Below are 22,051 nucleotides of genomic sequence, written 5' to 3'. Positions count from 1 at the left end.
GTCTATTTTATAAGGAAAGAGGGGCTATGCCAATGCGTCCATTACAAAATGAAATCGTAAAAAAATTACTTGTCCAACCAAAGATTAATCCTGAAGCTGAATTCAGAAAAAGTGTCGATCTTCTAAAAGATTATATGAAGAAAAACGCTTTTCTAAAAAGCTTTGTACTGGGTATTTCTGGAGGTCAAGATTCAACGCTAGGCGGCTATATTGCACAAACTGCTGTCAATGAATTGAATCATGAAACGAACAGCAAAGAATATAAATTTGTTGCTGTGAGCCTTCCATACGGTGTACAGGCTGATGAAGATGACAGACAATTGGCTTTGAAATTCATTAAGCCAAGTCAAACGGTAACAGTTAATATTAAGGAAGCAGTGGATGCATCGGTAAAGGCTGTGGAAGACGCTACGGGTGAAAAACTATCCCATTTCTTAAGAGGAAATGTCAAAGCACGTGAGCGGATGAAGGTGCAATACGATTTAGCCGGACTATATAAAGGTGTCGTGCTTGGTACAGACCATGCAGCGGAAGCAATCACCGGTTTCTTTACAAAACATGGTGACGGGGCAGCGGATATCATCCCGTTATATCGTTTGAATAAAAGGCAAGGAAAAGAAATTCTGAAATTCGTCGGAGCACCTGAGCGTCTATATACGAAAATTCCAACTGCAGATCTAGAAGATGACAAACCTCTGATTCCTGATGAAGTGGCTTTAGGAGTGAGTTATGATGAAATCGATGATTACCTTGAAGGTAAGGAGATAAGAACGGAAGCGGCCGAAATCATCGAAGGCTGGTATACAAAAACCGAACATAAACGGAATGAAGCCATTAACGTGTACGATACTTGGTGGAAATGAAGGAATAATGGAGAAGCTTAGTTAAGATAGGACTTCAGCATGTAATTGAATGATAAACGCCAATCACTGTTGAAAATGCAGGATTACGATTCTATTATTAGAGCCCATATTACTAGAAGATGCAGTAGAATACTATGGTTATGGGGAAGCAAACCAATCATGAGATTTTCAAATATTCCCATTTTGGGCCAAACCCAGCAGTAAAAAATGGAACCTTTCCTAAAGTGAAAGGTTCCATTCAGACTGTAGACAAACTCGATGAAAATCGAGTTTGTCTACAGTTTTTTTGAGGGGTTGTAAAAATTCGAACGTTGATTGGAACGTAGGGAACTCGCTTTCCGCGGGCGGTCAGGGAGCCTCCTCGGCGCCTTTGCGCCTGTGGGGTCTCCCTTGGACACGCTTTTCCCGCAGGAGTCTCGCACCTTCCGTTCCAATCAACTTTGTTTTAACAATTAGAAATAAACACTTTTTCCTACAGTCTTTTTTGTTTTAATATAGGAGTATTAAAACTTGAGGTGATGACGATTCCTCTGGAACAAAACCCTTACAGTCTTTCTAGTTCTACTATTATTTCTATTAACGCAGAAACTGAAAACCAGTCAGCCGTCACAGAAGAGATTTCAACAACCATGATGGATATCAAATCTTATGCCAGCCAACTGGCCTAAGTGGCACAGAGAATGCTAAAGGGAGAATAATATGAACAAAAAAATCATCGCACACTTTGAGAGGTATGCGGTGATTTTTTTAGTTGTAGACTATAACTCCATTTATAGAAAGACTCGTTAATACAAAGGGATTCTCCATATACAGGTCCAAGACCTTTTTTTGCATCGGAAAATAGTAAACAAAGTATTTGTATATTTAGATATCTTGAAGTAGAGTATATTTAATATATATAATTTTAAATGGTTTTCCGATGGAGGTTCTTTTTACGATATGAAGGCAAGATATGAACTCGAAAACATGAACTTAACACTTAGCAATGTTACTTTACGCAATGCAGCTGACAGTTATGTTCTTTTGAAAGCGGCAGATGAGAATAATAATGAAATAACGATTAAGCTTTCACACGGTCAAGCAGAATTTCTAGAAGCGGAATTAAGAGAAGTAAACCGCCGTCGTAAGGAAAATAGCTCTGAAATATCTGGACATAATCAGGAAAGTTTAAATGACGACGATTCTTTCAATCTGTTTAGCATTGATTTATTTAATGAAAATGAATCAAAGTAAATCTGAAATTCTAAGATTGTAAAATCTATTACTCCACATAATGCCAGCTTCTCTGTAACTACTCCCTTTTTCCATTCTAAGATATGCTACAGAGAAAGTTCTCATTATAACCTCTTATATAACTCCAAAGCTAAATTCCGATAAACTAGCGTAAGTAATGTTAAGAGCAAGGTGATCTCTTGTTACCTTTTTTTTGATTGTTTGAAGAATTTTTTTATCAATAAATACAGTGAGGAAATTGCAGCAAAAACTAAGAAAAATACGATGAAGCCCCAGAGGCCTACTGCAGCATCTTGAAATTCCATATTTCCTCTACTAGTTAGAGCTTGTTGTATTTCAATTGCAAATACTAAGACAACCATGACAGTAAAGGTATATAGGAAAGAAAGAATGGTAATCCCAAAACGCATCCGGGATATTAAATTAGATAAAAATAACACAAACAAAAATATAATAATTCCTATAATCCCCATTATCCAAAAATGTAGATCTTTGTCCGTTGCATTTGAATTTAGAGTGTCGCTTACAAATAATAGTATAAAATCATGAATGTTGTTTACGATTTCCGCTAATATCTGGATGAATTCTTTCATGAATAACACCTCCAATCCCTAAATTATAGCGAGGTTATAATTTTATATAGAAGGGATAAGTTATTAGGTTTATTCTGCATCATTTTACATAGATGTCATAGAAAATATAGCTAGTCTGATTGAGAAGGAAGGATAGTTGAAATGAATGCAATAGTTTAACGATTAAGCTAAGACACTCATTAATATCGAGTGTGTTTTTTGTTTTTCAGTTATTTTTAGCTCAGCACAATGGTTGATCTTTTTTAGGGCAAAACTAGGAAACATTTAAAGAAGAATTAAATGCATGGTATGAATGAAAATGGAGTAATTCGGAAAAGAAGAAGACCTTATCCGTAAAACTTAAGCAAGGATGCAATGGCAGCTAAATAAAGGTATAGTTAATATATGAAGTCTAGCCGGTGGCTATACAACATTCGATACATAGAAAAGATAAAGATCAAGTAGAAAATGAAAGTAACAATTTTAGCCTTGATTGTATTGATTGGCTTTTTTATTTATAAGTTGTTTAAAATAACAAAGAGCTAAATTAGTGATTACGAGCCTAATTATGTTCTAGTAACAACAGGTATATTGGATTATTATTATAAGTTAGATTTTTAACAATACGTAAAGGCTATTTGATTTATCTGGTGGAGGAAAAAGTATGCAAAAAGAAGATAATCACATGTTAACAATAATTGATTTTATGAAAACTGGTCACAAAACTTACTTTGTGAAAATAGTAGGTTTTGATGCTGATGCTGAAAGGGAATTTGAAGGTGAAATCAAATTTGTCCAGAATATGCCTTTTGGAGATTTGATTCACCCTCAAAGATCACATTTATCTTCTACTTGCAGAGAATTTGTTCGTGAAAATTTGATAAACAGATATGATTCTGGTGAATTTAACTGAATTTAGGAAACCATGAGTTCTATTTGAATGAATATCTCCTTGTTTGTTCATAGTTTACCTAGCTTTTCAATATGTCTGATAATAAATTTAAGACATCATATTCTAAGATAATTTTGTGTTTCAGTAGAGGGTCCATCTTTCCATTCCTTAGTAGATGAAGTGTTTTTTTGTTGTTTAATTTTGGTAAAAAACAGGGTATAAAGAATTTGTTGTACTTAATTATAATTATGTCAATTTTCTCTGTTTACAGACAAAATAGCATATTATTCCCTATTTAACTCTCAGACTTTAATCCTTATAATAGAAAATATGAAAAAAATGACAGTTATAATAGAAATATACTATTTTTGAGGTGAGTCTTTATGGTATATGCAGACATATTGAGTAACATGCACTCTGCTATCTCCAGTAAAATAGCTAGTTTAGACGAAAAAATTGAACGTTTAGTGAATGCGAAAGACGGTATTATAAAAGAACAAAGTATGTGTCTTAACGAGATTAGAAATATTAAAAATCCGGAGATGGGTAGTAGTTGGACAGGAAGCCGCTCAGGTGATTTCCAGGAAGCCCGTGGTGATGCTTATAATTTGATGTATAGCATCATCCATGACGACTATGACGACTATCAATGGAAAATTGAAGCGATGATTACAAAGCTAAATGCCGAGAAAACTCTTATGAATATAGCTGGAAATATAGCCCAAGAAGCCGATCACCTTTTAGACAAAGGTGAGGAGGCACTTGGGCAACTGGAAAGTAAAATATCAGATTTAAAAAGGCGGTTGATTTAATGGCGACAATCAAACTGAATCATCCTGCAGTAACAAAGCAAGTTAATCAGGTAAAGACTGCTCTTGGTACAGTAACGCTTGGAAATCTGCCGGCCGACGAGCTTGGGAAAAATAAGCTTGAATTTACCTCAAAGTGGATCGACCGTGAAGCAAACCTCGAAAAAGTATTTGAGCGATATATCAAAATCGTTCAAAAAAATGTGGAAGATACCCAGGCGAACATTGATCTATTGAAAGAACAGGACGATGCCATCACCCATTCGTCTTCAAATGGGTATCAGCCGCGATGAAAATATATGAAGCCAAGACATTGACGGCCGCAACCAAGTCGCGTGCCAAGCAATATGAAGAACTAAAGAAGGAAGTCGTTGCCCTAAAAAAGGAATTTCAGGGTATCGTCAGCCTGGATCACGAGTTTCAAGGCGCCGGGTCCGCGGCCATCAAAAGCTTCTATGAAGCACAAATCGATGTGGCGGACGCCTGGATCGAATTATTCACTACCCAGATCAGTTTTTTGGAAGGTATTCCTGCCAGTCTGGAAGAAGCGGACCTTTCCGGAGATACGGTGGTCGAGGTTCCCTTTTTAGATGGCGAAGTTTCGAATGGCATTAATCAAGCGAAGTCGCTTGTCGATGAACAAGCGAGTGATCTTCAAAGGTTCCTGAACAGCATTGACGATATCCTTCCTCTTCATATGTTCGACCAAAAAGACTTTAATGAAAAAATCACGCTGGCCGGACAAAGACTGGATGACACCATGACAAAGGTCGAAAATGTCGACCGGCAATTGGTGGAGGAATATGATGTCTCCGTCGGGCAGGAAAACGTGGCTGTTGGCCTTTTCCGTGCCTTGCTTGATGCCACGAAACAGGATGGCAACGTTTCGCCGATGACTTTTAACCAATCGGCCTTTAAGAATAGTGACGTCTATCAAGTGAAGGATGAAGTCGCCGGTCAGATGAAAGACTATCAGACCTTCAAAAAGCAACAAGCGGAAGCCAAGGAAATCGAACGCGAAATGGGAAGAACTCGAAAACCGCCCATGGTATGAAAAGGCCTGGGATACGATAAATACCTTTACATGGGAATTCACGGGATATTATCATTCAATCAGGGCATCAACCGGAGTCGAACCAGTAACGGGCCGCAAGTTGTCCTAAGCCGAACGAATCGCCGCCGGAGCTATGGCCGCCGCTGGATTTATCCCTGTAGTCGGCTGGGGCCGGGCCATCAAAGGCGGCAGCGCCATCTACAAAACGGCCAAAGGACTCAACGCGGGGAATCATGCACTCGCTGTCTATAAAACGACAAAAGGCTGTAGCCTCCTCCAGAAAACCGAATACGGCCTGTACGTGCTCACCGCAGCCAACGGACTAGGCGAAGCGGTCACAGGTATAGACATGTTTGGAAACCATCTAACCGAAGAACAGCGCCAGAACGGGCTGATGATAGCCCTTGTAATTGGCGGTGTGGCAGATGCTGCGAAGGTCGCTGATAAAGTAGCAAGTGGTACAAAGTTCATCCCTTACAGTAAGGAATTTGCGCAAAAGCTGGTTCAGAAGGTCCAAGCCTTTGGCAGGGAGAGCGGCAAAGTGAAATTGCCTCTTTGTATTAGGGTCGAGGAATTAGCTACTGCGTATGGAAACAGCTACAAGAATGTCACTTTTGATAATACGAAGATTAAGGATATTGTACAGAAGTTTGCAGTCAAGAGTGATTGTGTTAAGGGTACGGGTATGTAATACCATGTCCAAAGAATCTCAGAAATAGAAGTCAAGTTCAAGAAAAATCCTAAACACGATGCAGAAGAATTCGAAAGTCAGTTAAAACCAAGAAAAAGGGTTGAATGTTTCAATAAGTCTTTAAAACCAAATTATTTATGAGTGCTTTTCTGTACTTGTCCACACCTTCTTTTTGTCTATGCATATACAATATTAAGGAGGGTGTTAGGATGAATTGTTTTATAGAAAAATGCTTTGAGAATAATGATCCAAGTACAGTTTGGGTTCCTAAAAAGCGTTGTAAATGTAAGAACAGGCATCGTTTTTATTAATCACTTAAAAGTAAGAAGCAACCGTTTTAGAAGGTTTTTTACAGTCTAGAAGCAAATACGTAATAAGAAGCCTGATGATAGTGCGTGTATACCGTTTAATAGTAATATTTTTTGGGGGCAGTCCTAGAGACTGCCCTTTTATATGCTAAAAATCTAAATGGGAATAATATGATATATAGGGCAAGAAAAGGATTGAACAGGAGTTATATGCTGGATGTATGGAGGAACTGTGGGGATATTTTTAAAATATAAGTAATAAACATATTGATTAGTCTTTAACTACCAGGCTCCAAATAGTCATATTATGACTTAATGTCATGGAAAGTGAAAATTTGATAAAAGTGATGTGTGTAATAATAGAAACAGCACTAAACCTTACTGGCTAAGTGTTTTTTACATGGAACTATTCTTTCTTTAAAATTTGTCTGCTTTGTAAGATAATCTCTTTATTTTTATTGATTGCTTCAACATTGTTTAACTTAACATGGTCATTAATTAATTCGTTATCTTCCATATATTCAAGTAATAATTCGACAGACTTATCCAACAACCTTTCCAGTTGGATATTCCTTTCTTCGGCTAAACGAGTGAGTCGCATGTTTAAATGAGAAGCCAGAGTTACATCTATTGGATCTCTATCTCCGCTCAATTGTATTCCTCCTTCAGCTGTATTACTTCTATTATATGATGGAAAGGATTGGATGGCAAAATTATTATATGTTTTTGTGAACTGATTGCAACAACTTGGCTTTCACATTTGGGCTAGGTTAATAACTTCTTTTTTTATGATATATACTACCTTTTAATAAACAGTGGGAACAAACTGTACGGTATTTAAAAAATAATAAGTAACAAAATACGAGTCGCCTCTTAATAAGGGGGGGCTTTTTTTTATGCAAAGAGCAGTTAGGTGTACAAGCATTTGTGATTAAATAACATAAAAATAATATGAGGTGAATAAAATGACGGCAAAATTACAAACGTTATTAACCAGATCCGAAAAGAATATGGGCAGTGGTATACATCCAGTGGTGAAAGAATCAGCATTAGAAATGATTAAACGCGCCTATAAAGAAGGTATTTTTGTTCAAATCAGTGCGGGCTACCGTTCTATGGAGGAGCAAGCAAAGTTATATGGTCAAGGTCGCCTAGGATATAGTTATAAAGGGAAAAATTATAGTGATCTATCGAAACCAAAAGTGACAAATGCTCAGCCAGGTCAATCTTATCACAACTATGGACTAGCCATTGATTATATCATAGTAAGTGATGATGGGAAGAATGCAATATGGACAGTTGATTCAAAGTGGAAACGTGTAGCTGCTATTGGTAAAGATTTGGGTTTTAAATGGGGTGGAGATTGGGCTTCGTTTAAAGACTATCCTCATTTGGAGATGACGGGTGGATTATCCTATTCACAATTACAAGCAGGCAAAAAACCCAATTTGGTATCAAAAGTGCCTACTGGTAATCAGATTGTAAAACAAATCCAAAAAACATTAAACAGTAGGTATAATACAAGAATCGTTGTGGATGGTTTTTATGGACCTAACACTAAGACGGCGCTGATAAAGGGGTTCCAAAGGGAGCTAAATAAACAATATAGAGCAAAGCTTAAGGTCGATGGGAAATGGGGTCCTAATACAAAGGCAGCTTCACCCACTATTAGAGAAGGGGCGAATGGGAATATCACATATATCTTACAAGCTGTACTTTATTCTGAAGGGTACAATCCAAATGGGGTAGATGGTATATTTGGAAATGGCACAAAATCAGCGGTAAAAGTATTTCAAAAAGCTAACGGATTACCAGCAGATGGTATCGCTGGTGAAAATACATTTGCTAAGTTGTTTGCATGACATAAAATTGTGTGCATGAATATGCAATAATTTTATGGGTGAATTATTGTATAGCTCCCAGAATCACACCACGTTAGAAGCCCATCTCTAAATCGAGAGGGGCTTTTTTTCTCTATCTATTCAAACAGAGTATATAATCGAATCGGTTTTTGGTTTCCAGAAGAATCTAATCCGGGATTTAAACTTAAAAATACAGTCTCTACACTTGAATTATTTGGATTATTTTCAACTTTAATTCCTTCTGCTTCAAGATTGCCAACATAACTTCCTGTTATTTTTATGGTGTTGATATGCTCGGCATTACCACCGTTAGTATAAGAATATTTATAGAGTGTAGGTGTATCACCTGCTGCACCGCCATACAGATAAAGGAATTTGTTACCAGAACCTATTCCAGTGATATCAAATCCTTGAAAGGAATTATTGGGTCTTGTGAGTCCTGTGAAATTTGTCAACTGCAATGAGCTTAGATCTTTTATGGACATTTTATTATCTGATGAAGCCTTTAATGCCTTTGTTACGTCACTTAGTTTATATACGGCGTAGTAGGTATTAGATGCTGAAGTTCCAATTTGAATTCTAAAACAAATACGATCTTTTCCATCTGCTATTGCAACAGCACTTCTATAGGCACTACCACTTATTTTTGATGTGACTTCTTCTAGATTTGTTATCGTTTTTACATTTACTATTTCTGCGCCCGTTGGTTTTGCAAGGTTAACTTTATACTCAATAAGTGATATATCAGTAGACCATTTATTGCTATCACCACTATTTACGGTATTCCCTACCCATAATAAAGTTTTTCCATTCTCTTTTATCACTTCTAAAGACTCTCCGTGTCCATAGTCTCCAAGTATTACATAATCTTCTACTTCACATTTTTCACCTTTTATAATGCAGCGTGAAAGCACTGTAGCCGATTTAACTCTCTGAGTAATAAAAACTTCATTTTTATCACCATAATCAAAGTTTTGTATAGCATTTTCATATTTCAGGCCTAAATATTCAAATACCCGGTCTATAGTAGTCGTTTTTGTTGGGACTGTGTTGGCAGCGCTAGTAGTAATACCGGACATATTTAAGAGTATGAGGCATCCCAAAAGTGTTATAAAAGTTTTTTAAAAACTATTTTCATTTTATAATCCCCTTTTTATATTCTTATCATTATTATTTGCAGATAATATCATAACATGTTAATTATGTTTAATTTTATCTTAAAAGTTAAAAAATATAAGGAAGTAAAAGAGGAGTAAAAGGTGTCGTTAATTGGGATGTATTTATAGTATCTACTACAAATTCGGGAACTGATTTTACTTGAAGAATATAGACCAAGCGTTCTTTGAACAAGTTTTTCTCAAGGAAAAACTGCACTTTATTCCATGGGGATCACTACATCCCGAATGGTTAAAACAAAGGGTTACCTATAGGTAGTACTGGTACAGTAACTGATCATGTTATAAGTTAAGTTTAAAATGATTCGATGAACAGAAGGAATCAACTGTGTAATACTAGCTAAAAGATAATCCCCTGAATTGGAACTAGAATAAATGACCATAATGACCATAATAGCCATAGATAAAAATATAAAGGATGATATCATGATTTATATCTATAATGACTATGGTGGGACACATACCACGGCTCTAGCAGCTGCCTATCATTTAAAAGAAATTATCCAATCAGAACGAAAACTAACTAAAGAAGAAATATTAAATGTTAATTACTTCAATAAATTAACAAAAGATGATTCAGGGAAAATTATTTTTCATGGGATAGATGAAAATGGAGACTCGGTATATACTCTAGGACGGCGATCATCCAAAATTGTTGTTCCAGCATTAAAAAACTTAAGCTTAATACTGCAAAACAAACATCAATTTCATGAAAAAATAATATTCTCTAATACATCACCAACTGTGCCGCTTGTGATGTCAATTGGGGGTTTTTTATCAAGACAATTAAAAATTGATTTTATTGGTGTACCATTATTAATTATAGGTGCCAAACAATGCTGTGATAATATTTTTCGGTTGGTTGAAAACACCAAACAAATAGGGAAATTCTCAAGTGAGGAAAAAGTGATTATTTTAGAAAATGAAAAATATAAATGATAATCGTTAGTATTTTATCTAGGTGAGAAAAGAGATATCCCTAGCACAGGAAGTCGGTTTTTACATAAAAAAACTAAAATGTTAAGCAAGATACGTTGAGTCAACCATAAATGTTGGCACTTTGTTGTTACGCATCTTAAAGAAACTTCATGTTAACGAAATTATGTAAATTACCACTCATTTTTAATTAATAAAATCGAAAGTTTTTTGGAATCTATGTAAATTTTGTAATGAATATACGTGAATTTCGTAAATTTTTGGAATCCTAGGTAATTTCCTGATTTTTAGTTGTATGATTGTGAAAAAGGAGTTTATTGAGATGAAATTTTCAGAAACTATTGTAAATTTTTTTTCAATCAAACAAAAAGAAATACCTGACACACACTTTCAATGTCATGTCTGTGACGGAACAGGTGCCTATGATATATATACTGACTGTCTTACTTGTAATGGAAAAGGGCTAATAAGTAAAATTGAGTATTTTAGTAGGCTTGAAAACGGTGAAATCTAAAAGTTTTAATGTTGACTGTTACTATGCCTTATCGATTTACAGATAGTACTACAGAAAAACCTAAGAATAGGGAAAATATATAAAATTGTTTAGTTACACAGTTAGATTTTATTTTTTATCTGTGATTAAATAGGTAGGATTACATGAACCTTGTCAAATATATTAGTTACAATCATTGATAATGAATTCCCTAGTAGTCCTTTTAATAGGAAGAAACTGTGGGTATCTTGAAAAATAACTAAGAAACAAATCCAAAGTCGTCCAAAAGGTCGGCTTATTAATTTCGAAATGGGGAGACAAAAGATATTCGAACTTGGATTATCAGCTTTGTTTATTGGTACCCTGTTACCAAACTATTCAAAGCATGGACACCACGTTTGGCTATTTTAAAGGAATTAGACAACGGAAATTACGCCTTTAAACATGTGGATTTAGGGATTGAACCTAATGCGCTTAATGATGCTGTTGAATTCTTACAAGTCGAAGGGTATATTGATGGTGCTGAAGTATATCTTACTGGGAATTATGATATATTCCACGCTATGATAATTGAAAAGGGAGAAGACTATCTAGAGGATAACTCCCAATTAATGAAAGCGTACAAAGGGTTGAAGGGAGCGAGAGGTTGGATAAAAATTTAGTAACAACGTTAAAGCATCCAATCATTGGATGTATCTTTTTTATCATAAATCGGAACAAATGTTCTATAATATAACTTATAGAATGAATGGAGTTGTTCCTATGTCACTTAAAGATCGCGGAAATATTAAATGGAAATCAGCTATGTTTTTGCCTGAGCACGTTAAATTACTAAAAGATTTAAATAAAGATTATTATCGGCAAGTAAAACCAATATTAGATGAATACCAAATAGAGGAGTTTGAAAACAAAATACACAATGCTATGGAGTTTAGTTCACCCGTAAAGTTTACTGTTTGGGAAGACGGCTTCGATTGGGAGTATACAGGATTATTACATAGATTAGACCCAATAACTAATTTGATTCATTTAGAGTTGGAGAAAGAAAAGGGATATATTATAAAAATAAAATTTGAAGATATTGTAGAGGTTGAAGTTAAAGAGTAAAGAAATTTAAATGGAAATACCACTTTGTTATATTCATAATTTTACATGTTACTCATAGAAAAGTTAATAAATGTGAATTTAAACTTAAAGCAAAATAGAGGAAAAAATTAATACTACAAAATCAGAGATAAAAGATAATAAAAAAAGCTAGTGACAATAATATTACTAGACTGTGTTTGGATAAATTGTTGCTCAGGAACACAGTCAAAGTCATAAGAAATGTTGGTGAAAAGAGATATGAATACACAATCACACGATTTGTTTTTTTGCTTGTAATAATAAGTATTTCACTTGCTTTCTTTTTCTTAATCATCCTATTAATTGACAAGCGTTGTCCTATATAGCCACGAATTTGTTTGTTTTGATTAAAAAGCCTAGTATATTTGGGGTTGTAATACAAAGTAGTAAACCAATCGTATTCTTTTAACATATCAAGGTGTTTATCCGTATGTTTTGTACTATTATGTAATGACATTGATGCAACGAATAAAAAATCTAATGCTAATGATAATAATTCACCCATAATGAATGAACCTCCTTATATTGGTTAATTTTACCTTAAAAGGATAATTAGGAGAAGTGATTTATTATTTTTCAATAGCTGCATTTTTTCAAAACATAGCTTTTTGTTTACATAAAATGAATTAATCAAAAAAACCACCAGTCGGTTAGGATTGATGGTTTTCTTTTGTTTCAATAAACTCAACAACTTCCTCAATTTTACACAGATGTAAGGGACGGTAGCAAATACGTAAAGTTCAAAGGGAAGGATTCATCATATAAAGGTTCTTTTGAATGAAGGACCATTAAAACAGCTGCTCAAAGAATTGTGAATAACCATACTACAATCTATTTGTATAGAAAACTGCTGAAGTGGCTTAATGAGCAAAGTCGAGAGATTAATGACTCTCATTTGAAATGTATTTTTATGAAAAAAATATATAGAAACTTATGGTAATTCAGGTACATATGTATTAGGATAAATATAGTAAATTGTTCATTATAACGAATTCAGGGGAGAAAATGTGCGTAATAAAGGTATTTTGTCATTGGTTGCTGTAGGGTTATTAGCTTCCACAGTTTCCGTGGGTATTGTTAAGGCTGAAGGAAACAAGAACGAGTTGGCTAGGAAAGCTATAGAAAGTCAAGTAGAAAAACCTCTCCAAAAAGGTGCTATTGATCCTAAAACATTTAACCAAATTGAACAAGCATTAAAAGGTTCACAATCATACTCAGTAAATAGTTTCAATAAAATGGGTAGGATGAGTAGTGGCAATTCTGATGAAGATTACTTGATTGAAAGTGAATATAATGACGACTTTAATTCAGCAAATATATCATCATATGAAAAACCGACAATCGGTCAACTACTTCCTTTGTACGATGTTGATTTTTATAAAGTAAAAGTACCTCAGAGTGGAATTTTATTAGTAGGAGGAGAAACTAACTCATACTCCATTGATCTTCTATTTACTGCCGTACAAAAAGATTTTGTTGAGAGTAGCAATTTGGAATATTTGGGTAGTGAATATGAGGATGATGTTGAAGTACAAGCGTATCAAGCTAAAGCTGGCACATATTATGTGGGTGTTATAGACACTGATAATGACTACATTGACAATAATACAGAAGAGGATTTATATGCTATCTCAACTGGATTTGTAGATAATGTTAAGCCATCTAAGCCAAGTGTTAATAAGGTTGACAATAATGACAAAGTTATAACAGGGAAAGCAGAAGCTAATTCTACGGTTACTGTTAAAAGTGGAAGTAAAGTGTTAGGCTCTGCAAAAGCAACATCTAAAGGAACATTCTCTATTAAAATAGCCGTGCAAAAAGCGGGAACTAAATTGACCATCATAGCTAAAGATAGTTCAGGGAATGTAAGTTCAAGTGTTGCTGTAACTGTTCTAGACGTTGTTCCACCAAGTAAACCTACCGTAAGTAAGGTAGATAATAATGACAAAGTAGTAACAGGGAAAGCAGAAGCTAATTCTACGGTTACTGTTAAAAATGGAAGTAAAGCATTAGGCTCTGCAAAGGCAACAACTAAAGGAACATACTCTATTAAAATAGCCGTGCAAAAAGCGGGAACTAAATTAACGGTCACAGCAAAAGATAGTTCAGGGAATGTGAGTTCAAGTGCTTCTGTCACAGTGTTAGATGTTGTTCCACCAAGTAAGCCTACGGTAAGTAAGGTAGATGATAATGATAAAGTTGTAAAAGGGAAAGCTGAAGCATCATCGACTGTGACCGTAAAGGTAGGTAGTAAATCCCTTGGTTCAGCGAAAGCAACGTCTAAGGGGAGCTACTCTGTTAAGATAAAAGCACAGAAAAAGGGAACTACCCTTTCAATAACTGCAACGGATAAAGCAGGAAATGTTAGTTCAAAGGCAACTACTAAGGTTGTAAAACATTAAATTCACGGTAATATTACATCTGTTGTTACAGATGAATCATTAAAGAAAATGGACATTCTAATAAAACTAAATCAAGTAGGAGTACTCAATATCCGTTATACTTCAAAAACTTGGAGAGAAGAAAATGAGTATAAAGAAAAGTCAAACATTCGTACAGTTAGATGTAAGGAATTGGGATAATGCTGAATTAGTAGAAAGTTTATATGAAATTTGCGAGACTAGTAAAGAGTATGAAAATGATGTAGTAGAGGTTCATCAAGTTGTAGACTTAGGTAAACTTAAAAATGAATGGAGATATTTAATCATTCTAAATATTTCACAAGACCTAGATAATCTGGGTGCGCAAATAGATCATTATTAAAAACAAAAATTTCACTTAATAAAATCTTGAAACCACCAGTCCAATTACTGGTGGTTTTCTTCTGTTTGAACTAATTCAATTACGTCTTCTATATTGCATTCAAGGTATTCGCACATGTTAATTAAAATGGATAATACCACATTAATGTGGCTCTAGAGTCACGTTTCCGAGTCACAAATCATCCTGTTTTTTTTAAACCCCTTTAACGAACTGAATCGTATTGGCTTCTATAAGGAGGGAGAGAATACCGTTTAAATGGATAAGGTTTTTATAAATACAATTCTAATTCAAAGCTGCGTTCATCCAATACAAGAAACAAATACATCGCTTATAAAGATATTTTGGAATATTTATAGAAACAATGTTATAAGATGTTTAAAATAAAATTTACTATCTGTTATTTAACAATCGGGTAGGAAACATGGTTTGTTGGTTAGGGTTAATGTATTGGAAGGAAACTATGATGAGGCCTGTGAAGGGCATTTGATTTTATCAATAATAGTTGCTATTGGTTTTATTTATACAACTTTTTCATACATAGAGTTTACTAGTAAAGCAAGGTTTTCTAAAATATTCTTTTACTTTGGCATGATTTCAGTCGTATATGGTACGGGTATACTAATTCAAAAATATATTCAAGAAAAGATAAAATAATCTATTAAGCTTAAGCGGATGTTTGGTAAAAAAAGAGCGATTTTAACCATATTTAATTCTTTAAAAGCTCGTTAAATTACCTGAAATATGGTAAAATAGTTAATTGTAACTAATTCAACAGGAGGAACATATATGAGCAATTCAGTAGGGTTTTGGAAACGATTTTTAGCAGAAGTTCTAGATGGCATTATTATAGGCATTCCATTGGCGGTAATTTTTGGTTTGATCACTGGTCAATGGGAAGATGATAGTATTTCAACCTTTGTCGTCTTTCTTTACACAATGTTCGTACCAATATTTTGGTATGGATATACAGTAGGCAAAAGAATGATGGGTATACGTATAGTAAGGGTTGACGGTAAAAAATTAGGTATAGGTACTATGCTTTTAAGATGTTTAGTTGCTGGAATAGTTTATGGAATCACATTAGGAATAGGATTTATTGTTAGCGCGTTTATGGTTGGTTTAAGAAAAGATCATAGAGCAATCCATGATTTCATAGCTGGTACATATGTGACATCGAATAAACCTTGATTAAAAGATAAGCAGCTTAATAGCTGCTTTTTTTGTTAGGAAATTTCAGTTGATCCTTTATTAACAGAAGCACTTGATAAAGTTAAACAACTGAAAAATGTTGGATCTTTCTCGTTAAGGATTTATTTAAAGGCTATTTATGGAGTGGAAACAATATGAATGAAAGAAGTTTATAAGGAGCTATGATTTTAAATGAGATAATGAAGAAAAAAGATTATGTTGTAATTCTGGACAAAAAACTTCTCGGCATTAAAGGTAGGTACATGAAGTTAGAGTATGCATTGAAGTGGGCTGAATAAGTGACAATAGAGCAATGCAATCGGCATATGCTGACACGTTAACTACTACTATTGAAAAGGATAAAATGCTTTCAGTATTAGAAGTTATACAAAATGGTATTGTTAAAGAAAATGATGAAACTAAGTTAAACGTAGATTATGCTAAGGAATATGGTGTATCGAATACAGAAATTAATAATCTCCAATAGGCACTTATTGAAATTTCTTCAGATGAATTAAATGAAATTGAAAGTGAAACAAGATTATTAGATAAGGAAATACTTAAACAAGACGATGTTATTCAAATAGACGAACTAACAGCGTCAGCTACAGGTAGACATGCTGCACCGCCTTCAGCATTGGAAAAAACTTTAAAAATTGCATTTGGAACCGTTGTCGGAGTGACTGGTGCTACTTTAATTGTTCAAGACATGTATAAATTAGGAGCTTATGCAGCTTGCCACAAATGGGGTAAAAGAAACCTAAAGTTAAAAAACGTGTAAAACACTAGGATACTGGTAAAATATCTGAAACTAAGGGGGAAACACAATGTTTGACATAGCTGACTTTTCGAGAGTGATAATGCTGAAATTATTGATACATTCTTTGCTTATATGCATTTTATTAAGCTTAGTTAGTTTAATTATTAACGATATTTTTTCAATTATCGTTGATAGAAGAATTAATTTGAATTTATTTTTTATTCCAATAATCATGGTTTTTTGGGTTTTGATAGCAATTAAAAAACCAACATACCAAAAATAATTTCAGGACAAGAGTCTGGGCACAATGCTCAGGCTTTTTTTATATTTGTTTTACAATAAAATATCACTATTAACCCTATTTACGAAAGGTTTTTCTTTATTAAATCATCAATAAGAAGTAAACACCATTGAGCAAATGGATATTGATTATAAGCGAGTAATCTTCACTCTGACGAAGTGTTGGCATCTTTCTACCTAACCTGCAGATTTTCGTTAGTGAGGACGAAATAGACCTCGACATGGACGACTTAAACATAGCGCTGACCGCGGTTGATAGCGGTCTTGCAGTAGTAAATCGCGTAATCATCATTGGCGACGACGATTCGCAAGTGTAAATTTGGCGTTAACTCCCGAAAATTATACGGAAGTTTTAGACGAAGCAATCCTGGATGCATCCTTTAATTCCTTTATTTTCTTTTATTGTTACAATAGTCATTTTCTTAGTAGTGCAGATGAATACTTATTATCGGAGCACTTGTGATGAACTTCGGCCAGATTACGGAATCATTCTTTCCTCGAAGGCTAAGGTTTTTGGGTACAAAAATAGGCAACTGCGAAGAAAGATGAACCCATTTGTAGGCGGATGCGTACATATAACATATAAGATAATATAAGGAAAAGGGACGGTACTATTATGGGATTCTGGAAACAGGTTTTTAGACCTCGGGTCAGCGTATTGAAGGGCGGTCACGTATTAACTGATAATGTCGAAGGCAAAGGGCTAGTTAATAGAATGTCTGTAATAAAGGGGAGGAAGTCAGGCGAAGTCAAGGTCACAACGGCATATGGACATAAGCACTTCACACTTTCACAGATTGAGTGGGAACAAAGTGGAGATCGAAACGTCGGTAAAGGTTATGGTAGTACTATACTTAGTACGGCACTTGTGGGTTCAGTCGGTACAATCGCTGAAGTTGCTGTCAGAGCAATGAAAAAAGACAACTCGACTGCGTACATTTATTTGATCGACGAAGAAGGCGAGGAGCACAAAATCCTCGTTCAGTGTACGAAGGAACAATTTGTACAAATATATAAATTGTGTAATTTATATAAAAATTAAATAAAGTGTTTCCTAGGAGTGTGAAAATAATGAACCCACAAGCAAGAGGAAATAGATCCATTATAAAGGTAGAGTAAGAAGGTATAAATGACTGTAGATGGAAAGAAAGCACATAGAGAACTTTAAGAGTTATATGATCATAACGAAAAAAGTGGCGGAAGAGTAGCAGGTATCAAATATACGGATCTTTATGAAAACGATGATGAAAAACAAGAGCATCTAGTGTATGAGTATCTACAAGATAAAGGATTAATTGACTATAAAATTCTAGGTAGTAACACTTATCAAGCCAAAATCACTCCACCTGGTATTGATAGAATAATGATAAGTGGGCGATCTTTTGGATCAATTCATTATTGGGTTTAAATTTTGTAAAAAGTAAAAGCACTTTACCTTAAATGGTCGAGTGCTTTTTTGTGTTTATATATTTAATACGTCTTTATTCTGATTAATGATGATTTTATTTCTTAATATCATTTCTTTATTATTAAGCCCAACATTTAGTTCGGTAGTATTGCTCATCTTCTCTATAAGGGAAGCTACAGATATTTCTAATAATTCAGGGATAGACATGTCTGTTTTAGCCGATAAGCTTTCAAGCTTATTGATTAATTCTGGAGATAACAATAACTCTAATGCTTGTCTTTCCTTTGTGTCCATGATTGTACCCTCCATATGATGAGTTATTTTTATTAGTTTAATTATATTATAGAAATTTCAAACTCAACATTAAATTGGGGTAAAAAAAGTAAAGTTTTGATGTCAATTACAAAAAAGGAAGCATCTGGAATGTAATTTTGATTTGTGATAGATGAAATACTTTTAACTAAATATGGTTTAGGCGGTCAGAATAAAGCAGCAGACACATTAGAAATGATTTTGAGCGGAATAAAAGAGGGTACAACGTTCAAATTAAGTCATAAAAGGATAAATATTCAAATATTAATATGAATAATTTCAGTATTTAGAAAATGTAATACAGTCCTCCTATTATTATGGTAAAATTTAACTGATATTATAGAAGGGGGCGAAATTTTGAAGTGGTTGCTTAAATGGGTAATAATTGTTTTTATTTGCATCATATCAGGATTCAGTATAAATCCAGTGGTTAAGGCAGAAAGTACAAAGCCAAATATTTCTTTTAGCATTATTTCCCCTACGTCAAATTCTACGAAAAATGATGAATTAAAAGTTATTATTTCTAAACCCAACTCCACCTATCAAGTAAGTGAAGTTAAGGCAAAGGTTGAGGGGAAGGAAATCCTTCTAACATATGATAACAATGCTTATGGTGAACATCTTTCAGGATGGGTTGGTACATTAAATTTGAATGGTTTATCAAGAGGAATAAAAACACTTGAAGTCACTGTCTATGATGTTTATGGGAATGCTGTAGCGAAACAAACGACATTTAAGTATACGCAGCCACCAGGTTTAAATATTATTTCTCCTAAATCTTTTGATTTTGCAAATGGAAAATTACGGATCACTGCAGAGGCTTCTGATTTAGCTGGTGAAACCTCTACAATAGGGGTATATGTCTCTTCTAATGATGAAGGTTATGGGACGAAATTGCTGGAGAGAGTAAATAGAATCGATGAGACTGTTGATATTAGTAAATATAATGGAAAAGAAATCTATATTTATTTTGTAGTTTCAAATGAATCTGGGGGCACATTTACTACAACTAGGGAAATTTATGTTGATAATAGCCCACTCTTAAGCCCAAAAGATCGAATTGATGGGGAAATATTAGATTATAAGGATAATAAAATATTATATCGAACAAATAATGATATAAGAATAAAAGATTTACACACAACAAACGAAACATTAGTTTTTTCTCATTCGATAAGTGGATTATGGTTTTTTAACTCCTTTAGGTGTGATGCTTGTTGTACAAAATGTTGATCCATACTATATCTCCAATAGTTTATATGAATATAAAAATGGTACTCTTACTTATTTAGGGAGATTAAACTCAAATAGTTCTTTAAAGGTTAATGGTCATTACGCAATTTGGACTGGTGATTTAAAACCTTTTTCAACACCTGGTATTGCTTCTGGAGTCGAATTATATTTAAAGAATCTAGAGAGTGATAATATCACACTTGTATCTAACGAAGCAGGAAATTGGATGAATAATGTAACATCTAATGGTGATGTGATTTATTGGTCAGGTTCTGGATGGAATGGGTCAGGGGATACAATATTTAATTACAATATTTATAAATATTCCAATGGAAATACAAGTAGGCTATCTTCTGATGGAAGTTATTTTAATGTATATCCAGTGTCGGATGGAAGCTTAACTGTATATGAAAGACATCGATATAATGAGAATACACATTTCTTAATTTTGAATGTTGATGGAAAAGATGAGACGATTGCTACATCATCAAATGATTTCTCACCTGGAAGAGATTATACCATTAACAATGGCTATGTGGCGTATACCAATTATATAAATGGAACAAAGCAAATTTTTATTTGGAAAGATGGTATTTCTAATCAAATCACTTATTTAGGATCTGATGTATCAATAGTATCTCTAAATGCTAATGGTGATGTCATAGCTAGGTTTAGTAATGGCTACTATATTATCAAGAATGACGGAAGTCAACCAATAAAACTATATACAATAGGTTTGAACAATTACTGGGTTAATAATGAGCTTTATGGCGTTATCGGTGGGTCACTTTTAAGAATAGAGACAAAACCAGTTAAAGTTACAGGAGTTACTCTTTCCAAAACGAATCTTGAATTAAAAATTGGAGAAGAATTTAATTTGACTGCTAGTGTTTTGCCTTCTAATGCAACAAATCAAAGGGTTAAATGGAAAAGTAATCATTCAGATATCGCAACTATTGATGACACAGGTAAAATAATCGCAAAAAAAGAAGGTACAGCTACCATAACAGTAACCACTGAGGATGGAATTAAGACTGCAAGCTGTACTGTGGTGATAAAAGATGTAACAGCACCATCCATACCAACAGTCAATACTGTATATGATAATGCTACTGTTATTACTGGTAAAGCTGAATCAGATGCAAAGGTATATGCGACGGTAGGAAGCAAGAAAATTGGAGAAACAATTGCAAAAAATGGTCAATATACGATTAAGATTGCAAAACAAAAAGCAGGTACAACCATCGTTGTTTATGCTAAAGATACTTCAGGTAATAAGAGTGGAAGTAAAACAGTTAAGGTAATAGACAAGACAGCTCCATCGATACCAACAGTTAATAATGTATATGATAATGCTACTGTTATTATTGGTAAAGCTGAATCAAATGCAAAGGTATATGCGACGGTAGGAAGCAAGAAAATTGGAGAAACAACTGCAAAAAATGGTCAATATACGATTAAGATTGCAAAACAAAAAGCAGGTACAACCATCGTTGTTTATGCTAAAGATCCTTCAGGTAATAAAAGTGGAAGTAAAAAAGTTAAGGTAATAGACAAAACAGCTCCATCCGTACCAACAGTTAATAAAATTACAAGTAAGACAGTAACAGTAACTGGTAAAGGTGAAAAAGGAGCATCTATTTATATTTACAATGGAAGTAAGAAGATTGGGCAAGGAATCGTGGATAGTCGAGGAAACTTTAAGGTGAAAATTAAGGCACAAAAGAAGGGTTCAACCTTAAAGGTTTACGCTCAAGACAAATCAGGCAACAAGAGTAAGAGTAAAACCGTAAAGGTAAGCAAGTAACAAGATTAAATTAGTTTTAAAAGCTATCTGTTTATACATTTTGCGGTAATACTGGACCAAGTATTACCGCTTTTTTTATGATGAACTTTAATAGAGACTTTAAAAAGACCATTAAATCCCTAGAAAGTCTAGGAGAGTGATAATTACTTTTTGCAGTTTTATATACTTTTTGGTCTTTGGAGTACCAACATCATTAATAATATCAACAAAATAACTGGTGTGATAAAAAATAAAGACTGAGTTGATATTTGATTCGGGTTGAAGTAT

Annotated in this window: 29 protein-coding genes; 24 read left to right on the top strand and 5 right to left on the bottom strand. The window is 34.1% G+C overall.

Going from position 1 to position 22,051, the window contains the following annotated elements; translation table 11 throughout:
* The first annotated feature begins 32 nt into the window (after positions 1 to 32).
* The 3 genes from nadE (at position 33) to JFV29_RS00690 (ending at position 2,096) form a co-directional block, all read left to right on the top strand.
* Positions 33 to 863 carry an ammonia-dependent NAD(+) synthetase gene (nadE, locus tag JFV29_RS00700; RefSeq protein WP_201180663.1) on the top strand — a complete coding sequence of 277 codons (831 nt, stop codon included), beginning with the start codon at positions 33 to 35 and terminating at the stop codon, positions 861 to 863.
* 518 nt (positions 864 to 1,381) lie between these two features.
* The gene (locus tag JFV29_RS00695; RefSeq protein WP_201180660.1) at positions 1,382 to 1,531 is read left to right on the top strand and encodes a hypothetical protein; all 150 of its coding nucleotides are present in this window, start codon (positions 1,382 to 1,384) and stop codon (positions 1,529 to 1,531) included.
* A gap of 271 nt (positions 1,532 to 1,802) precedes the next feature.
* A complete protein-coding gene (locus JFV29_RS00690; RefSeq protein ID WP_201180658.1) occupies positions 1,803 to 2,096 on the top strand; it encodes a hypothetical protein in 294 nt (97 codons plus the stop codon).
* 182 nt (positions 2,097 to 2,278) lie between these two features.
* Here JFV29_RS00690 and JFV29_RS00685 read toward each other — a convergent pair whose 3' ends face one another.
* On the bottom strand, positions 2,279 to 2,689 hold the full coding sequence (locus JFV29_RS00685) for a hypothetical protein (RefSeq protein ID WP_053345965.1): 411 nt from the start codon (positions 2,687 to 2,689) through the stop codon (positions 2,279 to 2,281).
* Between the two features lie 643 nt (positions 2,690 to 3,332).
* On the opposite strand from JFV29_RS00685, the gene JFV29_RS00680 reads away from it, so the two are divergent.
* The 6 genes from JFV29_RS00680 (at position 3,333) to JFV29_RS00655 (ending at position 6,114) form a co-directional block, all read left to right on the top strand.
* Complete coding sequence (locus JFV29_RS00680) at positions 3,333 to 3,581, top strand: hypothetical protein (RefSeq protein ID WP_201180656.1); 249 nt, start codon at positions 3,333 to 3,335, stop codon at positions 3,579 to 3,581.
* Between the two features lie 362 nt (positions 3,582 to 3,943).
* Positions 3,944 to 4,372 (top strand): YwqH-like family protein, encoded by a 429-nt coding sequence (locus JFV29_RS00675; RefSeq protein WP_201180654.1) that lies wholly within the window; start codon positions 3,944 to 3,946, stop codon positions 4,370 to 4,372.
* Positions 4,372 to 4,662, top strand: a complete 291-nt coding sequence (locus JFV29_RS00670) for a YwqI/YxiC family protein (RefSeq protein WP_201180652.1) — start codon at positions 4,372 to 4,374, stop codon at positions 4,660 to 4,662. Before JFV29_RS00675 ends, JFV29_RS00670 begins: the two co-directional genes overlap by 1 nt.
* Complete coding sequence (locus JFV29_RS00665) at positions 4,659 to 5,423, top strand: T7SS effector LXG polymorphic toxin (protein WP_201180638.1); 765 nt, start codon at positions 4,659 to 4,661, stop codon at positions 5,421 to 5,423. Before JFV29_RS00670 ends, JFV29_RS00665 begins: the two co-directional genes overlap by 4 nt.
* Positions 5,341 to 5,532: a pre-toxin TG domain-containing protein gene (locus JFV29_RS31530; RefSeq protein WP_201183277.1), complete on the top strand. Its 192-nt coding sequence runs from the start codon at positions 5,341 to 5,343 to the stop codon at positions 5,530 to 5,532. Before JFV29_RS00665 ends, JFV29_RS31530 begins: the two co-directional genes overlap by 83 nt.
* A gap of 24 nt (positions 5,533 to 5,556) precedes the next feature.
* Positions 5,557 to 6,114 carry a hypothetical protein gene (locus JFV29_RS00655; protein WP_201180636.1) on the top strand — a complete coding sequence of 186 codons (558 nt, stop codon included), beginning with the start codon at positions 5,557 to 5,559 and terminating at the stop codon, positions 6,112 to 6,114.
* A gap of 714 nt (positions 6,115 to 6,828) precedes the next feature.
* On the opposite strand, the gene JFV29_RS00650 is transcribed toward JFV29_RS00655, so the two are convergent.
* Positions 6,829 to 7,074, bottom strand: a complete 246-nt coding sequence (locus tag JFV29_RS00650; RefSeq protein WP_201180634.1) for a hypothetical protein — start codon at positions 7,072 to 7,074, stop codon at positions 6,829 to 6,831.
* 313 nt (positions 7,075 to 7,387) lie between these two features.
* Here JFV29_RS00650 and JFV29_RS30870 point away from each other — a divergent pair, with 313 nt between their 5' ends.
* Positions 7,388 to 8,284, top strand: a complete 897-nt coding sequence (locus JFV29_RS30870; protein WP_201180633.1) for a peptidoglycan-binding protein — start codon at positions 7,388 to 7,390, stop codon at positions 8,282 to 8,284.
* 116 nt (positions 8,285 to 8,400) lie between these two features.
* On the opposite strand, the gene JFV29_RS00640 is transcribed toward JFV29_RS30870, so the two are convergent.
* Positions 8,401 to 9,363 (bottom strand): helveticin J family class III bacteriocin, encoded by a 963-nt coding sequence (locus JFV29_RS00640; RefSeq protein WP_201180630.1) that lies wholly within the window; start codon positions 9,361 to 9,363, stop codon positions 8,401 to 8,403.
* A gap of 522 nt (positions 9,364 to 9,885) precedes the next feature.
* Between JFV29_RS00640 and JFV29_RS00635 the strand changes: the two genes are divergently transcribed.
* The 4 genes from JFV29_RS00635 to JFV29_RS00620 all read left to right on the top strand — a co-directional run bounded on the left by JFV29_RS00635 (position 9,886) and on the right by JFV29_RS00620 (position 11,995).
* Positions 9,886 to 10,398, top strand: a complete 513-nt coding sequence (locus JFV29_RS00635) for a DUF3189 family protein (protein ID WP_201180628.1) — start codon at positions 9,886 to 9,888, stop codon at positions 10,396 to 10,398.
* 319 nt (positions 10,399 to 10,717) lie between these two features.
* The gene (locus JFV29_RS00630; protein WP_053345975.1) at positions 10,718 to 10,909 is read left to right on the top strand and encodes a hypothetical protein; all 192 of its coding nucleotides are present in this window, start codon (positions 10,718 to 10,720) and stop codon (positions 10,907 to 10,909) included.
* A 377-nt stretch (positions 10,910 to 11,286) separates the two neighbouring features.
* Positions 11,287 to 11,550, top strand: a complete 264-nt coding sequence (locus JFV29_RS00625; protein ID WP_201180626.1) for a YjcQ family protein — start codon at positions 11,287 to 11,289, stop codon at positions 11,548 to 11,550.
* Between the two features lie 82 nt (positions 11,551 to 11,632).
* Entirely contained in the window at positions 11,633 to 11,995 is a 363-nt protein-coding gene (locus JFV29_RS00620) for a YolD-like family protein (RefSeq protein WP_201180625.1), read from the top strand.
* Positions 11,996 to 12,116: 121 nt separating this feature from the next.
* Here JFV29_RS00620 and JFV29_RS00615 read toward each other — a convergent pair whose 3' ends face one another.
* The gene (locus tag JFV29_RS00615; protein WP_201180624.1) at positions 12,117 to 12,518 is read right to left on the bottom strand and encodes a hypothetical protein; all 402 of its coding nucleotides are present in this window, start codon (positions 12,516 to 12,518) and stop codon (positions 12,117 to 12,119) included.
* Between the two features lie 502 nt (positions 12,519 to 13,020).
* Between JFV29_RS00615 and JFV29_RS00610 the strand changes: the two genes are divergently transcribed.
* The 7 genes from JFV29_RS00610 (at position 13,021) to JFV29_RS00580 (ending at position 18,066) form a co-directional block, all read left to right on the top strand.
* Positions 13,021 to 14,415 carry an Ig-like domain-containing protein gene (locus JFV29_RS00610; protein WP_201180623.1) on the top strand — a complete coding sequence of 465 codons (1,395 nt, stop codon included), beginning with the start codon at positions 13,021 to 13,023 and terminating at the stop codon, positions 14,413 to 14,415.
* Positions 14,416 to 14,539: 124 nt separating this feature from the next.
* Positions 14,540 to 14,776 carry a hypothetical protein gene (locus tag JFV29_RS00605; RefSeq protein ID WP_201180622.1) on the top strand — a complete coding sequence of 79 codons (237 nt, stop codon included), beginning with the start codon at positions 14,540 to 14,542 and terminating at the stop codon, positions 14,774 to 14,776.
* Positions 14,777 to 15,223: 447 nt separating this feature from the next.
* Complete coding sequence (locus JFV29_RS00600) at positions 15,224 to 15,430, top strand: hypothetical protein (RefSeq protein ID WP_201180621.1); 207 nt, start codon at positions 15,224 to 15,226, stop codon at positions 15,428 to 15,430.
* A gap of 132 nt (positions 15,431 to 15,562) precedes the next feature.
* Positions 15,563 to 15,964 (top strand): RDD family protein, encoded by a 402-nt coding sequence (locus tag JFV29_RS00595; protein ID WP_201180620.1) that lies wholly within the window; start codon positions 15,563 to 15,565, stop codon positions 15,962 to 15,964.
* Positions 15,965 to 16,277: 313 nt separating this feature from the next.
* Entirely contained in the window at positions 16,278 to 16,451 is a 174-nt protein-coding gene (locus JFV29_RS00590) for a hypothetical protein (RefSeq protein ID WP_201180619.1), read from the top strand.
* Positions 16,452 to 16,601: 150 nt separating this feature from the next.
* Positions 16,602 to 16,745 carry a hypothetical protein gene (locus JFV29_RS00585; RefSeq protein WP_201180617.1) on the top strand — a complete coding sequence of 48 codons (144 nt, stop codon included), beginning with the start codon at positions 16,602 to 16,604 and terminating at the stop codon, positions 16,743 to 16,745.
* A gap of 895 nt (positions 16,746 to 17,640) precedes the next feature.
* Positions 17,641 to 18,066, top strand: coding sequence for a hypothetical protein (locus JFV29_RS00580; RefSeq protein ID WP_201180615.1), 426 nt, complete (start codon positions 17,641 to 17,643; stop codon positions 18,064 to 18,066).
* A 420-nt stretch (positions 18,067 to 18,486) separates the two neighbouring features.
* Here the strand turns inward: JFV29_RS00580 and JFV29_RS00575 are convergent, their stop codons facing one another.
* Complete coding sequence (locus tag JFV29_RS00575) at positions 18,487 to 18,726, bottom strand: hypothetical protein (RefSeq protein ID WP_201180613.1); 240 nt, start codon at positions 18,724 to 18,726, stop codon at positions 18,487 to 18,489.
* Positions 18,727 to 18,870: 144 nt separating this feature from the next.
* Here JFV29_RS00575 and JFV29_RS00570 point away from each other — a divergent pair, with 144 nt between their 5' ends.
* From JFV29_RS00570 to JFV29_RS00560, 3 genes are all read left to right on the top strand, one after another.
* Entirely contained in the window at positions 18,871 to 19,017 is a 147-nt protein-coding gene (locus JFV29_RS00570; RefSeq protein ID WP_201180611.1) for a hypothetical protein, read from the top strand.
* An 84-nt stretch (positions 19,018 to 19,101) separates the two neighbouring features.
* Complete coding sequence (locus tag JFV29_RS00565) at positions 19,102 to 19,977, top strand: hypothetical protein (protein WP_201180609.1); 876 nt, start codon at positions 19,102 to 19,104, stop codon at positions 19,975 to 19,977.
* Positions 19,922 to 21,784, top strand: coding sequence for an Ig-like domain-containing protein (locus JFV29_RS00560; RefSeq protein ID WP_201180607.1), 1,863 nt, complete (start codon positions 19,922 to 19,924; stop codon positions 21,782 to 21,784). The genes JFV29_RS00565 and JFV29_RS00560 overlap by 56 nt, the downstream gene beginning before the upstream one ends.
* Positions 21,785 to 22,051: the final 267 nt, after the last annotated feature.

It is taken from the genome of Peribacillus sp. TH16, assembly GCF_016651095.1.
Taxonomy (GTDB): domain Bacteria; phylum Bacillota; class Bacilli; order Bacillales; family DSM-1321; genus Peribacillus; species Peribacillus butanolivorans.
This window is presented reverse-complemented; position numbering and strand designations above follow the sequence as displayed.

Bases quoted from the DNA above. Each gene is read 5' to 3' on its own strand.
- JFV29_RS00695 (WP_201180660.1), top strand. From the start codon at position 1,382: ATGACGATTCCTCTGGAACAAAACCCTTACAGTCTTTCTAGTTCTACT.
- JFV29_RS00680 (WP_201180656.1), top strand. From the start codon at position 3,333: ATGCAAAAAGAAGATAATCACATGTTAACAATAATTGATTTTATGAAA.
- JFV29_RS00675 (WP_201180654.1), top strand. From the start codon at position 3,944: ATGGTATATGCAGACATATTGAGTAACATGCACTCTGCTATCTCCAGT.
- JFV29_RS00580 (WP_201180615.1), top strand. From the start codon at position 17,641: ATGGGATTCTGGAAACAGGTTTTTAGACCTCGGGTCAGCGTATTGAAG.
- JFV29_RS30870 (WP_201180633.1), top strand. From the start codon at position 7,388: ATGACGGCAAAATTACAAACGTTATTAACCAGATCCGAAAAGAATATG.
- JFV29_RS00590 (WP_201180619.1), top strand. From the start codon at position 16,278: ATGCAATCGGCATATGCTGACACGTTAACTACTACTATTGAAAAGGAT.
- JFV29_RS00655 (WP_201180636.1), top strand. From the start codon at position 5,557: ATGGCCGCCGCTGGATTTATCCCTGTAGTCGGCTGGGGCCGGGCCATC.
- JFV29_RS00615 (WP_201180624.1), bottom strand. From the start codon at position 12,518: ATGGGTGAATTATTATCATTAGCATTAGATTTTTTATTCGTTGCATCA.
- JFV29_RS00595 (WP_201180620.1), top strand. From the start codon at position 15,563: ATGAGCAATTCAGTAGGGTTTTGGAAACGATTTTTAGCAGAAGTTCTA.
- JFV29_RS00685 (WP_053345965.1), bottom strand. From the start codon at position 2,689: ATGAAAGAATTCATCCAGATATTAGCGGAAATCGTAAACAACATTCAT.
- JFV29_RS00630 (WP_053345975.1), top strand. From the start codon at position 10,718: ATGAAATTTTCAGAAACTATTGTAAATTTTTTTTCAATCAAACAAAAA.
- JFV29_RS00575 (WP_201180613.1), bottom strand. From the start codon at position 18,726: ATGGACACAAAGGAAAGACAAGCATTAGAGTTATTGTTATCTCCAGAA.
- JFV29_RS00670 (WP_201180652.1), top strand. From the start codon at position 4,372: ATGGCGACAATCAAACTGAATCATCCTGCAGTAACAAAGCAAGTTAAT.
- JFV29_RS00605 (WP_201180622.1), top strand. From the start codon at position 14,540: ATGAGTATAAAGAAAAGTCAAACATTCGTACAGTTAGATGTAAGGAAT.
- JFV29_RS00620 (WP_201180625.1), top strand. From the start codon at position 11,633: ATGAATGGAGTTGTTCCTATGTCACTTAAAGATCGCGGAAATATTAAA.
- JFV29_RS00640 (WP_201180630.1), bottom strand. From the start codon at position 9,363: ATGTCCGGTATTACTACTAGCGCTGCCAACACAGTCCCAACAAAAACG.
- JFV29_RS00665 (WP_201180638.1), top strand. From the start codon at position 4,659: ATGAAAATATATGAAGCCAAGACATTGACGGCCGCAACCAAGTCGCGT.
- JFV29_RS00635 (WP_201180628.1), top strand. From the start codon at position 9,886: ATGATTTATATCTATAATGACTATGGTGGGACACATACCACGGCTCTA.
- nadE (WP_201180663.1), top strand. From the start codon at position 33: ATGCGTCCATTACAAAATGAAATCGTAAAAAAATTACTTGTCCAACCA.
- JFV29_RS00690 (WP_201180658.1), top strand. From the start codon at position 1,803: ATGAAGGCAAGATATGAACTCGAAAACATGAACTTAACACTTAGCAAT.